At 53.2% G+C, this 16,582-nt stretch carries 8 protein-coding genes; 5 read left to right on the forward strand and 3 right to left on the reverse strand.

Annotation, left to right across the window (positions count from 1 at the left end; genetic code table 11):
* The first annotated feature begins 5 nt into the window (after positions 1–5).
* From QVP67_RS14095 to QVP67_RS14115, 5 genes are all read left to right on the forward strand, one after another.
* The gene (locus QVP67_RS14095; protein ID WP_022164198.1) at positions 6–2,657 is read left to right on the forward strand and encodes a sugar-binding domain-containing protein; all 2,652 of its coding nucleotides are present in this window, start codon (positions 6–8) and stop codon (positions 2,655–2,657) included.
* A gap of 59 nt (positions 2,658–2,716) precedes the next feature.
* Entirely contained in the window at positions 2,717–5,191 is a 2,475-nt protein-coding gene (locus QVP67_RS14100; protein WP_288180246.1) for a glycosyl hydrolase family 95 catalytic domain-containing protein, read from the forward strand.
* 116 nt (positions 5,192–5,307) lie between these two features.
* Positions 5,308–7,551, forward strand: coding sequence for a glycosyl hydrolase family 95 catalytic domain-containing protein (locus tag QVP67_RS14105; RefSeq protein ID WP_288180247.1), 2,244 nt, complete (start codon positions 5,308–5,310; stop codon positions 7,549–7,551).
* A gap of 545 nt (positions 7,552–8,096) precedes the next feature.
* On the forward strand, positions 8,097–10,157 hold the full coding sequence (locus QVP67_RS14110; protein WP_022164201.1) for a polysaccharide lyase family 8 super-sandwich domain-containing protein: 2,061 nt from the start codon (positions 8,097–8,099) through the stop codon (positions 10,155–10,157).
* Positions 10,158–10,172: 15 nt separating this feature from the next.
* The gene (locus QVP67_RS14115) at positions 10,173–11,117 is read left to right on the forward strand and encodes a tRNA-dihydrouridine synthase family protein (RefSeq protein WP_022164202.1); all 945 of its coding nucleotides are present in this window, start codon (positions 10,173–10,175) and stop codon (positions 11,115–11,117) included.
* Between the two features lie 159 nt (positions 11,118–11,276).
* On the opposite strand, the gene QVP67_RS14120 is transcribed toward QVP67_RS14115, so the two are convergent.
* The 3 genes from QVP67_RS14120 to QVP67_RS14130 are packed head-to-tail and all read right to left on the reverse strand — an operon-like array spanning position 11,277 to position 16,536.
* The gene (locus QVP67_RS14120; RefSeq protein ID WP_022164203.1) at positions 11,277–12,821 is read right to left on the reverse strand and encodes an alpha-L-fucosidase; all 1,545 of its coding nucleotides are present in this window, start codon (positions 12,819–12,821) and stop codon (positions 11,277–11,279) included.
* 10 nt (positions 12,822–12,831) lie between these two features.
* Complete coding sequence (locus QVP67_RS14125) at positions 12,832–15,921, reverse strand: chondroitinase family polysaccharide lyase (RefSeq protein ID WP_022164204.1); 3,090 nt, start codon at positions 15,919–15,921, stop codon at positions 12,832–12,834.
* Between the two features lie 24 nt (positions 15,922–15,945).
* Positions 15,946–16,536 (reverse strand): DUF6250 domain-containing protein, encoded by a 591-nt coding sequence (locus tag QVP67_RS14130; RefSeq protein WP_288180253.1) that lies wholly within the window; start codon positions 16,534–16,536, stop codon positions 15,946–15,948.
* Between the last annotated feature and the right edge of the window lie 46 nt (positions 16,537–16,582).

The following is a 16,582-nucleotide window of genomic DNA, read 5'->3' on the forward strand; positions in this document are numbered from 1 at the left end:
AGATCATGAAATCGTTCTATATTATTGCATTATTTTTAGTCTGTGCATTCTCTTCTTTGTTTGCCGCCGACTATCCCGCCTTCTCAACCGGCGGTTTTTACGAACTTCCCGGCACCGGACGAAAAGCCTATTCCATGAACATGGCATGGCGGTTTCTCAAAGGAGACTCCGAAGCTCAGGTATGGAACAAAGACTTCGACGACTCAGGCTGGGAAGTCGTGTCCTTGCCTCATGGTATCGAATACTTGCCTGTAGAAGCTAGCGGCTGTGCCAACTATCAGGGAATAGTGTGGTACCGGAAACACTTCACACCCTCGGACGAGTTGAAAGGCAAACGCCTGTTCCTGCACTTCGAAGCCATCATGGGCAAAAGTGAAGTTTATTTGAATGGAAAACTGATTAAGAAGCATTACGGAGGATACCTGCCCGTCATTGCCGACATCACCGACGGAATAGAATGGGATAGCGAAAACGTGATTGCCGTAAAGGCTGACAATAGCGATGATCCCACTTATCCGGTAGGAAAACCTCAAAGCCTGCTGGACTATACCTATTTCGGAGGTATTTACCGCGACTGCTGGCTGATAGCCCACAACGATGTCTTCATAACCAATGCCAACTACGAAAACGAGGTTGCCGGAGGAGGATTGTTCATTTCCTACGACCGGGTTTCGGAAGAAAGCGCGATTATCAACCTGAAAGCACACATCCGCAACCAGTCGTCCAAACGGCAAAAAATCACCATCGAATTTCAACTGAAAGAGAAAGAAGGCAAAACCGTACTGACAACTGCAAAATCGCTCACCGTACAACGGGGAAAGGCAAACTATGCGGTAAGCTCCATGAAAGTCGATGCCCCCAAGCTGTGGTCGCCCGAAACACCTTACCTTTATAACCTCGACATCCTGGTGAAAGATGCTTCCGGCCAGACAATCGACGGTTACCGGCAAAGACTGGGCATACGAAGCATCGAATTCAAACAGACCGAAGGTTTGTGGCTGAACGGAAAACCTTACGAAGGAAAAATCATGGGAACAAACCGGCATCAGGATTTTGCCGTACTGGGCAACGCACTCCCCAACTCTCTGCAATGGCGCGATGCCAAAAAACTGCGCGATGCCGGCCTGAAGGTGATCCGTACACACTACGTCATCGACCCGGCCTTTATGGACGCATGCGACGAACTGGGCCTGTTCGCACTGGTAGAAGTGCCGGGATGGCAATTCTGGAACGACGAACCTATATTTGCCGAACGCATCTATTCGGATATACGCAACATGATACGTATTCATCGCAACCATGCTTCGCTGTTCTTCTGGGAACCTATTCTGAACGAAACAAGATACCCCGAATATTTTGCCAAAAACGCATTGGACATCTGTAACGAAGAGTATCCTTACCCTTACAGCACTGCTGCATGCGACCACGGAGCTGCCGGAGACTCTTATTACAGCCTGTTACTGCGCCCCATCGATTCCAAGCTAAGTCCGGACAAGACTTACTTCATCCGTGAGTGGGGCGACAATGTCGACGACTGGAATGCCCAGAACTCAGACAGTCGCGTAGCCCGCAACTGGGGCGAAGTACCCATGCTGCTTCAGGCCGCTCACTATGCCAACCCCGATTACCCGACACTGTGCTACGAAACCATCTGCCAGAAACCACGGCAGATTGTAGGTGCCTGCTTCTGGCACTCGTTCGACCATCAGCGCGGCTACCATGCCGATCCTTTCTACGGAGGCATTATGGACGCATTCCGCCAGCCCAAGTTCTCGTATTACATGTTCATGTCGCAACGCTCACCGAAGAAGAGCGACCTGATAGCCGACAACGGCCCCATGATTTACATTGCCCACGAGCTGACACCCTTCTCACCGAAGGATGTCACCGTATACTCCAACTGCGACGAAGTGCGCCTCACCGTCTTCAAAAACGGAAAGACCTATACTTATAAGAAAGCCACCGACCGGAAAGGAATGCCCTCGCCTGTCATCACATTTGCCGATGTCTACCACTTTATGGAATGGAAAGCCAAAGCACGTGCCGGCAAACAGGACGAAGCCTACCTGCTGGCCGAAGGACTGATAGACGGAAAAGTAGTAGCCACACACAAGCGCTATCCGGCCGGACAACCCGACCACATCGTGCTGCGTCTGGACAACGAAAACGTACCATTAGTGGCCGACGGCTCGGACGTAGCAGTAGTTGTGGCCGAAGTAGTTGATAAGCGAGGAACCGTAAAGCGTCTGAACAATTCCATCATCCGCTTCCAGATCGAAGGTGAAGGCAGATTGCTGGGCGATGCCTCCGTAGGTGTCAACCCGATGCCTGTCAGCTGGGGATCGGCTCCTGCACTCGTACAAGCCACCAACCACGCTGGAAAAATCAACATTACCGCCTCTCTGCTGGTTCCCGGACAGGCACGTCCGCTGGAAGGTACCTTGGAAATAGAATCCGTACCCGACAAACAACGCCAGATATTCTCGGCCAGCGAACTGGAACAAATCGGCCGGAACAAACAGGAAGCACAGGAAAGCCCGTCGGATCTGAAAGAACTGATGCGTGAAAACGCAATACTCAAGAAAGAACTGAACCAACTGAAAGTGAAAGAAGTGGAACAACAGCAGACACAATTCGGAAAAGGTATCAACGATTGACCTGTTCGCCGATAGTGTTACTGCTTATTTGTATGTTTCAAAAGAATTAAAACAAAGTCATGATGTACCGATATACACTTTTAGGATTTCTGCTGTCCCTGACTGCTCTTCTGCAGGCAGCTGACAGCAAAGAAAAAATCTACAAACTGTGGTACGACCACCCCGCGCCCAACAACGGAGCCGTCTTCGAAGAGAACTGGAGCGACCGCCCGACCGATACCGACTGGGAGCGTTATTCACTACCCATCGGGAACGGCTATATGGGCGCTTCCATCTTCGGGCGGACCGATACCGAACGGATTCTGCTGTCCGACAAGACACTGCACATCAAAGGTCTGTGGGGAACGGAAACCAATACCGCCTTTGCCAATATCTATATGGACTTTTTCCACAACAGCCGCGAAAACTACGAACGAAGCCTGACGTTGAACAACGGGCTGCACCAGGTACGATACAAGCATCAGGGCATAACCTACCAACGTACCTGCTTTGCCAGCTATCCGGATAAAGTAACCGTCATCAAACTGACGGCCGACCGTGCTGGAAGCGTCAGCTTCCATCTGCGTGCCCAAATACCCTATCTGACACCTTTCGGTCCTCTGCAACGTACCGACTCCATCACCAAGGGCTACCTTAGCGGAGCCACGCAAACACGCTTCAGCGGAAACGGACGTACCGGAAAGGTCTCGGCCGAAAGCGACGACATTCTTTCCCTGCGCGGAAACACCGAGCACCTGAACATGATCTACGAAGGACGAATCAAAGTTATCCCCTACGGAGGTAACGTCCGCGCCCATCATGCTGCCGACGGAAACGACTGGCTGAGCATTGAGAAAGCCGACTCGGCCATCGTACTGCTGGCCATCGGAACGAACTATGAGCTGAAGAGCAGTGTCTTCGAAGGTGCATCCAAAGACAGACTGAAGGGCAATGCTGACCCGCACGATGCACTGGTCGGTATCATCGAAGACGCTTCGGCAAAAGGATATGACTGTCTGCTGGACAGACACCTGGCCGACTACCGGCACTTCTTCGACCGTGTACACATCGACTTGGGCGAAGAAATACCTTCGATACCCACAGACAAGCTATTGGAAGCGTACAAACAAGGCCAATACAGCAATTATCTGGAAGAACTGATGTTCCAGTACGGACGCTATCTGCTCATCTCCAGTTCGCGGAAAGGAACCCTGCCGCCGCTGCTGCAAGGCGTATGGAACCAATACGAACTGGCTCCGTGGAACAACAACTATACCCACAACATCAACATTCAGATGAATTACTGGCCAGCCTTCAGTACCAACCTGGCCGAGCTGTTCGAGTGTTATGTCGATTATTACAAAGCCTATCTGAACAGAGCCGAACAAGTTGCCTCCAACTACATACGCAAACATCATCCCCAAGCCTACTCGGCACAGAAAGGTGGAAACGGATGGATTGTAGGCGCCGGAGCAGGTCCCTTCTTCATCGGAGAGCCCGGCGGACATTCCGGTCCCGGTACCGGAGGCATGACTGCCAAACTGTTTGCCGACTACTATTACTTCACAGCCGACCCGCAGATTCTGAAAGAAGTCACCTATCCGGCCATTTCCGGAGTGGCACGCTTCTTCAGCAAGGCACTGACAGATACCCTGGGGCACATGCTTGCCTATCCTTCATCATCGCCCGAACAGTTCAGCAAACTGACTGGCAAACCCTATCCGAGCGTAGGCTGCGCCTTCGACCAGCAGATGATATACGAGACTTTCGGCGATGTGCTGAAGACAGCGGACATCCTGGGCAAAAGAGATCCGCTCGTCCGGGACATCAAAAAGCTGATGCCCCGTCTCGATCCGGTTCTCATCGGAAAGTCTGGGCAGGTGAAAGAATACCGTGAAGAAGAGTACTACGACGACATCGTGCTGGAGAAACACCATCGTCACATCTCCAACCTGATTGGGTTGTACCCCGGCACCGTCATCAACAGCCATACGCCGCAGTGGCTTCAGGCCGCCCAAACGACATTAAACTTGCGGGGTGACGCATCTACCGGATGGTCTATGGCCCACAAACTGAACCTGTGGGCACGAACAGCCAACGGCGAACGTGCACACACCGTGCTGCAGACCCTCATCCAGACTGCCGTACTGGACAACCTGTGGACAAACTGCATTGCTGTGTTGCGCTCGCCCTACCAGATTGATGCCAACTTCGGTACAACAGCCGGCATTGCCGAAATGCTTCTGCAAAGCCACGAAGGCTACATCGACCCGCTTCCTGCCCTCCCCCAATGCTGGCATACGGGCAGTTACGAAGGACTTGTGGCAAGGGGCAACTTCGAAGTTTCGGCCCGCTGGGCAAACAAACAACTGCAGCAGCTACACATTCATTCCCGAAGAGGACTGCCTTGCAAAGTCAAAGTGCCTTTTGCACAGGCACTGCGGATAACGGACTCTCACCAAAAGAAAGTATCCTACAAGGTTCTGCCGGACGGAACAGTTCAGTTCAAGACAAATCCCGACGAAGTCTATCTGCTGGAAAAGACAGACGAGTAGAGAAATTAACGAGTTAACAAGTTGACGAGTTGACAAGTAAACAAGTAGACAAACTAACAAGCCTAATAGACTTGTAAACTTGTCAACTCGTCTACTAAAACAATAAACCTACTGATATGAAAAGACAATTTTTAATGCTCCTCCTCATAGGAGTTCTGTTGGCACTGCCTTTGCAGGCACGCCATACCGAGCCTTTCCATGGGCTTAAGTTCGACGCCCTCCCCACCCTGTGGGACGAAGCCATTCCGTTAGGAAACGGCATCATCGGCAACCTTATCTGGGAAAAGGAAGGACGTCTGCGCATAGCACTCGACCGCGCTGATCTTTGGGATCTGCGTCCGGTCAAAGAGTTCGAATCACCCGACTATTCCTACCAGTTCGTCTGCGACCAGGTCATCAACAAGAAAGATGTCAGCAAGGTTCAGGCGCTCATTGACGACCGCAGCCGCAAGGACTGCGCTCCGACCAAAATTCCTGTAGGCGCCATCGAGTTCCCTATCAGCCAACTCGGAAAAGTAAAGGCTGTACAGCTTGACGTACAGACTGCCGTGTGCACCATCACATGGGAGTGCGGAGCCACTGCCAGCTTCTTTACCGATGCTGTAAGCGGAATGGGCTATTTCCGCTTTACCAACCTGCCGGAAGCGCTCAGCGTCGAACTGGAGACTCCCCGCTACGAAGACAACGGGAGCGAAGTACAAAAAGTAGTTGCACCACGCACCCATCTGCTGACACGGCTGGGCTACAAAAACGGTAAAATCACCCGCCGCAACAACCAGATTGTCTACCGGCAGAAAGCATACGGCAAAGTGGCTTACGAAGTAGCATTGCAATGGGACACCCCACAGCCTGACGTACTGGAAGGCAAATACTGCATCACCACTCAAGGTACCTGGTACAGCGAAAAGGAGCAGGCCAGCGAACTGCTGAAGACATCGGCAAAAGATTTCGACACGGCACTGGCCGGACACCTGGACTGGTGGAAGGCTTATTGGGAGAAGAGCCAGATTGACCTGCCCGACAAAACACTGGAACACCAGTGGTATATGGAAATGTACAAGTTCGGAGCTGCCTCGCGCAAGAATGCCCCACCCATCTGTCTGCAAGCCGTATGGACTGCCGATAACGGTCAGACTCCGCCCTGGCGTGGCGACTTCCACAGCGACCTGAACACTCAGCTAAGCTACTGGCCCGGATACGTCGCCAACCACCTGGAGGAGTCGGAGGTATTCACCGACTGGCTCTGGAAGATCAAAGAGAACGGAGAAGCGTTCACCCGCCGCTTCTTTGGGGTAGAAGGCCTCAACATCCCCTGCATTGCCACCCTGGAAGGAAAAGCCATAGGCGGATGGAGCCCCTACTCGCACCAGCCCACCACCAGCGGATGGCTGGCACAGTCGTTCTACCTGCAATGGAAATACTCGGCCGACCGTACGTTCCTCGAAGAACGCGCTTATCCGTGGGTCAAGGAAGTGGCACGCTACTTCGAAAACGTCTCCGTGAAAGATAAGAACGGAAAACGGAAACTCCCGCTTTCGACCTCGCCGGAAATCAACGACAATACGCTGCAAGCCTGGTTCACACAGACAACCAACTACGACCTGGCCAACATCCGCTTCACCTACACAGCTGCTGCAGAAATGGCCGCTGCGCTGGGACTCGCCGAAGAAGCCGACCACTGGAAGCAGCAACTGGAAGAATGGCCTGCCTTCGCCACCGATGCTACGGGTCTGACCATCGCTCCGGACTATCCGTTGTCCGAGTCGCACCGTCACTTCTCGCACATGCTTGCCTTCCATCCCTTCGGACTGCTCGACGTGTCGCAAGGAACCGAAACCGAACGACTCATCAAACGTTCCATCCATCATGCAGAAGAGATGGGTACCAGATGGTGGGTAGGCTACAGCTATGCCTGGCTGGCCAACATGAAAGCCCGTGTGGCCGACGGTGACGGAGCTGCCCGTGCCCTGCACATCTTCATCAAGGCATTCTGTGCGCCCAACAGCTTCCACCTCAACGGCGACCAGCTGAAGAAAGGTTATTCGTCGTTCGACTACCGCCCCTTCACACTCGAAGGCAACTTTGCCTGCGCCTCGGCCATACAGGAAATGTTGCTTCAGAGTCATACCGGTGTGATACGTATTTTCCCCGCTCTGCCCGAAAGTTGGGAGCAGGCATCCTTCCACGGATTGCGCGCACGGGGAGCCTTTATCATCGATGCTGACTACGACGGAGGACGGGTGCAGAAAGTCGTCATCCGCTCGGAAAAAGGCGGAACACTGAAAGTTCTGAACCCATTTACCGGAAAAGTGGAAGAAAGAAGCACCCAGCCGGGCGACATCATCGAATTGAACGGATAATGTGTACAAATTCGCACCTATTACGGACTATTCAAGGCTATGATTCTATCGGCCTTCACGTACTTTTGCAGGTGTAAAGACTAACGATTGGAAAAAACGAGACTGACATACTGCAGAGTTGACAGAAGTCACCGGAACAATAGACGAAACTGCCTCTGCAGATATATGCATGGAGAAAACGCAAATAAACGAAACACAAACTTCTAACCTTAATCATTTTCTATCAGGGAGGAGCCGGGAGGTTCCTCCCTGTTTGTAAGACGGAAACCGAACTTTTGCCAAGATTGTCGGACAAACAGGTTCCGCCCGTACTGCACACAAGCGTGCAGTGCAACTGCAACAGGCTTGCAGCACGACTGCAAACAAGTGTGCAGCGCCACTGCAACAAGCATGCAGCACGACTGCAACAAGCGTGCAGCGCGTCTGCAGCAAGTATGCAATGCATCTGCAGCAAGCCAACAAAAACAACAAGACTAAAAATACTCCTACAGACATCCCGATGTCCGCGGAGAAAAGACCATTAACCCTATAAAATCATACCTGACATGAAACTCAAAACATTCAGCCTACTTCTGCTTGTCGTCCTGTTGGGCACAACCGGTTTCAACGCCGTAGCGCAGGACACAGACTTCGAGATCATCTATCAACGCATGTACGAGCGATACCTCGACAAAAGCCCTTCGCAGACAGCCGTAGACAAACTGCTGCAGATCATGACGCCCGAAGGAGCTTTCAAAGGCATCGACTACCACGCCACCGACGGCTCGCCACGCAAGCACGTACAGAGCCTCATCACCCTGGCACGCGCCTATCAGCATCCCGAAAGCCCCTACTACCATCAGCCGAAGGTAAGGGACAGCTATCTGAAGTCGCTCAACTTTTGGGTCGACACAAATCATCAGGCCAAAAACTGGTGGTACCGTTACATTCCTTATCCTAAAGAACTCTCTACCGGCATCATCCTCATGAGCCGCGAAATCGAGCAGGACAAAGCACTGTTCGACAAGTGCATCGCCTACCTGCGCTGGAGCTACGAGACCGCCCGTCCGGGACTCATGACCGGAGCCAACGGCGCCGACATCATCATGGGTTCGTTTGCTGCCAGCATACTGACGCGTAACGACGCACAGATGCGCGACTTCCAGCAACGCATGACCCGGCTGCTTACCATACAACCCGTCGAAGGTGTTCAGCCCGACTACCTCTTTGCCCAGCACTGCGGCAGCGGACGCCAGCTCTACTTCACCAACTACGGAAAAGAATTCGTCAACTCCATGCTCAATTATCTGGAGCTCTGCCAGAGCACACGCTACCAGAGTGCCGGCCTCGAACTGCTGGAGAAACTCTTCGTCGAAGGCGTGCAATGGATCTTCTACAACAAGCAATACGATCCCAACAACGCCGGACGCTACATCCACTGCAACCAGTACGCCACCCCCATCAAACTGTTGGCCGAACGCGTCTGCCGCCTGAGTACCCCCGACATGAAGCCACAGACCGAACAGGCCCTACGCCGCATCGCAGGCGAAAACTCGCTGGAAGGCAACCGCATGTTCTGGAGGTTCGACTACATGATTCACCGTCGCGCCGGATACATGACCAGTTCGCGCATGACGTCGACCCGCACCGTGGGCAACGAAGCCGGCAACGGTGACGGCAACTTCAACTATTACGCCTCGAACGGTGTCAACTACCTCTTCGTCACCGGACGCGAATACGACCGCAACTTCTTCCGCAAGTTCAACAATCGTCAGTATCCCGGCATCACCGCCGAGCAGGACGATGCTCCCCTTCCCATCCCCGACTGGGGCGAAGGCGGAAACAACGGCAACAGCTATGCCGGTGGTGTGAGCGACAGCATCTACGGTGCCTGCGGCATGCTGCTCGACCGTCGCGGCCTCCAGGCCCATAAAGCCTGGTTCTACTTCGACAAGGAATACATCTGTCTGGGTGCGGGCATCCGCAATCCCGAAGGCAAAGCCGACGTATTCACCACCCTGAACCAGTGTAACAGAGACGGCGAAGTGCTCTATGCCCGCAAAGGCAAGGTATCGACCCTGACCGGAGAAACCGCCTGCGTGCAAGCCGACTGGGTGATTCACGGACAGACAGGCTACTTCAACCTGCAACGCGGCGCCCAATACGTGATAGCCTGCGACACTGCCCTGTTCAGCCTGAACGTCAACCACGGCACACGCCCCCGCAACGGTCAATATGCCTATGCCGTAGTGCCCGGCCTGTCCGACACATCGGCTGCCGCCCGCTATGCCAAGCAACTGCCCGTGAAGATACTGGCCAACAGTGAAACCGTACAAGCCGTCTTCCACCAAACATTGGGCATCACCGAAGCCCTGTTCTACCAACCCGGCGAACTGAAGCTGGACAACGGCGACCTGATACGTACCGACACGCCCTGCGCCCTGCTGTGGAACGAAGGAAAGCAGAAACTCAACGTAGCCAATCCGCATTGCGAGTCGGCCAATCCGGCAAGCATACGCATCACCCTGGTCCGCAACGGCCGCCCCGTCGAAGTAAGTTTCGACATGCCCCAACAGGAATCAGCCGGACGGAGTGTCGCAAAATTTGTATCTTTGCCGCAGAATTAAAAAGAACCGAACGACATGCCAGACCTTCTGCCCATCCACTTCGCCCCGTTGCAGGGCTATACCGACGCTGTATACCGCCAGGCGCACGCACGCATCTTTGGCGGTATCGACACATACTACACCCCATTTGTCCGTGTAGAACACGGCGAAATACGCCGTAAGGACGTCCGCGAACTCGAAGCCGAGAACAACCGTAATGTCCCCCTTGTGCCGCAGCTCATAGCCCCCGATACGGAGAAGTTGGAGCAGATTATGTCCCTTTTCATCGCAAAAGGCTTCACGTGTGCCGACATCAATCTGGGCTGCCCGTTCCCTCTGCTGGCCAAACGCCACAACGGTTCGGGCATGCTTCCCTATCCCGACGAAGTACGTCAGCTACTAGAGTTTGCCGTAAGCCGTTATCCGCAGGTACGCTTCTCTGTCAAGATGCGCCTGGGCTGGGAGAACCCTGAGGAATCCCTGGCACTGCTCCCCCTGCTGAACGAACTTCCCCTGTCGCACATCATCCTGCACCCACGCTTGGGCAAGCAGCAGTACAAGGGCAGTGTCGACTTGGCGGCATTCGAAGCCTTCTACGACGGTTGCCGTCATCCGCTGTTCTACAACGGCGACCTGCTGACCGTAGCCGACATCCGGTCCGTCGCCCTGCGTTTCCCCCGACTGGCGGGTATCGTCATCGGCCGCGGCCTGCTGGCCAATCCGGCCCTGGCAGCCGAATACAGGCAAGGCGAGCCCCTTTCTGCCGATGAAAAGGGCGAAAAACTGCGCCGCTTCCATGCCGAGCTCTTCAGCCAATACGGCAATTTGCTGCAAGGCGGCGACCTGCAACTGCTCAACAAGATGAAGACCGTCTGGGAATACCTCCTGCCCGACGCCGACCGCAAAGCCCGGAAAGCCATTCACAAGGCCAGCCGACTTGATACTTATCAGACAGCCGTCAATCAGTTGTTGCGCGGCTAAAAACACTGCAGACCGACACACATCATTGCCCTGCTTTCACAAGTAGCAACAGTGTATGTCGGTCTGCATTTCTATTCTTTGTACTTTCCTGCGTCATCCGTGCCTAAAAGCGAGTTGGCGGCCGCTCTTCATTCAGGCACTCTTCAACACAAGTCAACATCATTTTTCTCCCGAATTCACCACATTCAGTTCGTAGATAGAAGGCGGCAGAGAAGCATCCAATACTTTCAATCTGATTTTACTGCTCCGGTAAGCCTGAGGGAAACGGATCACTTTGCAATCGCCCATTGGCTCGTCCGATACGTAGATGGTTTCCCAAGTACCGTTCAACCAGGCATCAATGCAGTACGAACGGATGCGGTTGGTACGTTTGTTCGAGAATCCGTCTTCCATCGTTTCCGAATCACAGTATTCGAAGATGACAATCTTGTCGAAAGCCTTTGTTTCATCCAGTGGTACGGTCAGTTCGGCCTTCGTGTCGGCAGCCGCCCAGCGTGTCTGCATGCCGCCGTCTACTGCATAACGGGCTCCGTACAGCGCCTCATTGTCCTCATATACCGAAGAGGCTTCGGCTTTTGCCTCCAGTGACAGCAGTTTTCCGCCTGTAGGAAGCGGTTTACCCGGCTCAATGTGCAGACGGTCTTTGTTCAGTGCGATAATTGTATTGGCTTCGTTCTCGCGTATCCGCCCCGACTGGTCGGGAGCAATGTTCACTACCAGTGTATTGTCGTTTGCCGTACACCAATAGAAAAGTTCTTCCAGTTCGTCAAGGTCGCGTGCAGGTTTCGGACGTTGTTTCTGGAACCAGTTCCACTCCTTGCTGATGCAAACCGTATGCTCGAAAGGCAGATAATAAGATGCTCCGTTGTACAGGTACTGCTTCTTGTCTGCAAGATGGGCTATCTTCGGATCCCACAGACGGAAATCAGTCGGGAAATACTGCAAGTAGTATTTGTTGTCCACCAGCATTGAGTCGGGCAGAATATGTTTCCGGCTTCCTTCACGGTCCACTACTGTATGATTCACTCCGATAGCACAGTCGGGCTGCATCTTCTTTACTTCAGCATATACACGAGGCAAGTTCCAGTCCTTCACGGGTCTGCCCCAACCGCCGTCGAACCAAAGTTCACAGATGGGGCCATAGCTGGTAAACAATTCCTGAAGCTGGGCTATCATATAGTCTACATACTTCTCCGGATCTTTATCGCGATACGAAGGCGCATGTCTGTCCCACAACGAATAGTAAACACCAAACTGAAGGCCGTATTTGCGGCAAGCCTCTGAAACGGCTTTCACCACATCAGTCTTAACAGGCGACGAAGCCACGTCATAGTCCGTATATTGGCTGTCCCAAAGACAGAAACCGTCGTGATGTTTCGTCACAAGCAGCACATAGCGAAAACCGGCATCGCGTGCCACCCGTACCCATTGGTCGCAATCCAGCCGCGTCGGATTGTATTTCTCTACGGGGATGGTTCCGTCCGACCATTCTATTTCGTCGAAAGTATTCACTCCGAAGTGTACAAACATGCCGTAACCGCGTTCTATCAGCTTCTGCTGTGTTTCGTTCGGCTCGTTTCCCGGCACAATAGCCTGGCCATATACGGGCAACACACAGGCTGCAGCCAACAGGCCCGCCCACATTCGCAACGCATGTCCCCACTTCGTTGCCATACGACTGCACATTCTGAATTGTCTGTTCATGGCGTTTTTATTATTTTTTCAGTTCAACTTCAAAGCTGGCAGCATCCTTGCAGGCAAAACGGAGTACTGTCTGCTTCCGGTCTGCCGAAATAACTTTGCAATAGGGTGTCTCCTCTATCTGCCAACATCCTTTCAGTGTAATGGTCAACGGCATTTCCTGACTCTTGTTACCAATCCACGGACGGGAATAAATGCTGCGTTCTATCCGTTTGCCCTGTTCGTCGAAGGCCTCATCGCTGGGACCGCTATATAGTGCCAAGTCGGGTTGAACAACGGTGAGCAACACTTTATCACCTTCCTGACGCACCATGGCCAGACAGGCTGTATCGGCTGCCTGCACCAGTCCTTCCTTGGGCAATGCTTGCGGTGTCTCGAAGAGTACGTAAGAAGTCAGTCGGCCGTCGGCTGTACGCACAATATGTGCATTACGATCCTGTTGCAGCACTTTATAGTCCGGCTTGCGGGCAAAACGCTTCAGTGCGACTTCATCGGTGCGGGGCAGAACAGCATATTCGTAAGACGCGCCTTTCGGAGCCTTGCCGTGTTGCAAGGTAAGTGATACCCAGTCGCCCGTCGTTGGCTTCACGTTACGTTCGCCCACAGTGGTCTGCGGGAAGTTCTTTTCAAATTTAGCCGCTTTCATCGTTGCTTTCGGCAGGTAATAACCTACACCGTTGGGATCAAGATATGTACTTCCATTGTCCTGGAAAGCATCCCAATAGCTACGGAATTCGGGCGTAGTGGCTGCCAGCTGGAAGACGGTAGTTTCCGTCGGATAATCCGTATTCACATTCTCTATGTCCGTACCCAGACAAACAATGGTGCCGTCCAGGAAGTGATAGGACTTGCGGGCACGCAAAGAGCCGTTGTACTTATCGTGTTCGTGCAACTTCATTCCAAAATTACCGTTTTCACCGCTTTGCGAGAGTCCGCCTGCGAAAGTCTCATCGGAATAAAGCATCTCTTCCATACCCGAGTAGGAATCCACGTTCAGAACATTGGCCCGCAACTGGTCGAAAGGCAAATGAATGCTGGTGACACCCGGTATGCGGTTCCAGTCGAAACCGGCTTCCTGCCAGCCGCTGGTGGTAAAAGTCACCATTTCATCGGGCTTTCCTGTCAGTATCTGCATACTTCCGTGGGCCAGGTAACGACCGTAGAAGTTGGCATCCAGGTAGTGCTCGGCTGCCCAGAGGTAACGCGAGTGACCGCGTACGACTGCCGCCCAGTTGTCACGGCGCTGCACACTGACACAACCGTAACCCAAAGCCAGATTGCCTTGCGGATCGGTTTCGGCACGGAATCCCTGCGCTTCCAGTTCCTGCTTCAGCTGCAATTCCTTATTATTCGACGTACGGGGTAAGTAGTCAGGATCGTTGTCGTTCACCCGACCGCTGTACTCCATCAGGCGCAGGTAAGCGGCGGCCATGTCGGCATCGTACTTCTGCTTGCCGTCCGGTGTGCCGGACAAGGCCATCATGGCATACTGCACGGGGATAAGCTGTCCTTTTCCGTTGGGATGACGTCCCGACATGGAAAGTGCCCACTGGCGGGTGTTGCAATAGAAACGCATGGTAAGCAGCACTTTCTTCACTGTCTGGTGCGCCAGTTCAGACACCCGGAACTGCGTGCCGCTCAGCAAATAAATCATATTGGTAGCTCCGTCCAGACCGCCCACGGCGTAGGCCGGATAGTTGTTGCAATGATGGAAGCAGGCACCGTCGCTCTTGAAGGAGCCCATCAGTCCGTCGGCCGGACGGCAACCGTAGTCGAGCCAGCGGGAGAAAGAACGCAGGTACTGCACCTTCTCGGGCGAGTCTTCCATGATAAGAATGCTGGCAATACGGCCTTGCGTCTGGGTGTTGAAGGTATCAATGTCGATGCCGTTCACTGTAGGCATCGGATATACTTCGTTAGTGATGGCATACCAGCGCAACGTACGTTCGGCATCGGCCAGCTTGCCAGCCTCGCGCAGCACGTCTTTCATCAGGAAGTAAGCCACGTAAAGACCACGCATGCTGTAACCGTAATGGTGGATATTTCCCCAACAGCTACCGTAAGCCACACCCTGGTCGGTAATATGGTCGTACATGGCCAGGAACTTCTGCCGCAGCTCATCGCGCAAAGCATTGTCTTTGGCATTCAGGTATGCGATGGCAATGCGCTTCATCAGGTTGAAATAGTTGTTCATCTCCATGCCCAGCTTGGTGAACATATCCTTGTCCCAGCCGGGGATCATACGCTCGTAAGCCTCGGCCTGGCGCACCATGAAGATGGGCAGACCGCTTACCTTTCCGTTCTTATAAGTGATCTGATAGAAATCGTATGCCTTGCGGATGGCCTGCATTTCCTTATCGGTCAGTTTGCCGGGCGTATAGAGCATGTCGCGGAAGCGGCTTTCCATCAGTCGCATATCTGCCTTCTGTTGCTCGTTGAGAGGTGTCAGGGCTATTTCCGGCTTCCAAAGAGAGTGCTCGTAGATGACAAGCCAGTGGCTTGTCGTACCTTTGTTGACGAAAGGTACCTGCACATCAGCCGTCTGCTGGCGGGCATCTACCTTGCTGGCTGTGACAATGTGGTCGAAGTAAAGCTTACCTTTCACATCGGGAGCCACGATGCGAATCTCGTTCATGCCTTCCTCGGGCGTACCCTGCATGTCGCGTTCATAGCACACCCATGCGGCACGCCAGCCGGTGAAGTTAATGCCAAAGGGGAAAGATGTACAGAGTTTGCCATCTTTCAGAAATTCGAAACGTATCTGTTTGTTCTGTGCCTGCTCGTTGTATACCCACACGATGAAAGCCGACAGATAAGTGTCCTTGCCCGTAGGGTCTTTCTTTTCGAACATCAGGTCTTTCTTCACGCTGAGTACGGCTCCCGGCTCAAACTCCCAGCCCAGACAGTGCTGACCGTCTTTGTAATGCTCGCTGTTGATGTCCAGCCGCGAACCTTCACCGGTTGTCAGGAAGGCGGGCACTGCTCCGTCTTCGAAAGAAAGCAGCCGCTCGTTCTTCACCACTTGTGCCTCCACTTGCTGTGCAGACAGGAAAAGCCCCAGAAGCGCAGCAGCGCCACGAGACCATTTGCTAAGATTCATCATTGTTCTATCTAAATTTATTTAAGGTTATTCTATCATGGTTACATCAAAGTCCGTAAACCGTACATGGTTCTTCCAAAGGCGCAGGGCAAAATAACCGTCGCCCTTGTCTGCCTCAACAGGCAAACGGAAGAGTTCCTCACCATTCATCGCAAAAACAGTCACTCCATCGACTACCCGTATACGTACCTGATACCAGCAGTTAGGCTTCAACAGATGAGCCGCGTCGGTATATTCTTTGATAAGCGGCTTAATCTTTGCTTCGTCCTTTCCATAATATTCACTGTGGTACTCGCGGAAACGGGTTGTCTTGTTCTCGTTACCTCCGTAACCTACGTAATACAGGTCCAGCGTATTGTAACGCTTGAATTCACCGTTCCGCCAGGCACTCCGCTCAAAGAAACGGTCCGGATGCAACGGATCATCTGCTCCCCAGAAGCAGTTCAGGTCGCTAAGACGGTCGTACGTGCCGCCTTCCATCACCACCTGCACCTGATAGGTAATCTCATAGTCGCCCGTCAGGCGGTGTTTGTACCACAGCGTCAGACCGTCGGGAGAAACAATATCCATCGTATCCTTCCGGCAGGTGATTTCCACTTTTGCAGAAGAGTCTTCCACAACCCAGTCAGTAAGCGAACCGGTTTCTCCAGCCGCTACCCATAAA

This window comes from Bacteroides sp. CAG:633, assembly GCF_000435115.1.
In the GTDB taxonomy this organism is placed as follows: Bacteria; Bacteroidota; Bacteroidia; order Bacteroidales; family Bacteroidaceae; genus Bacteroides; species Bacteroides ndongoniae.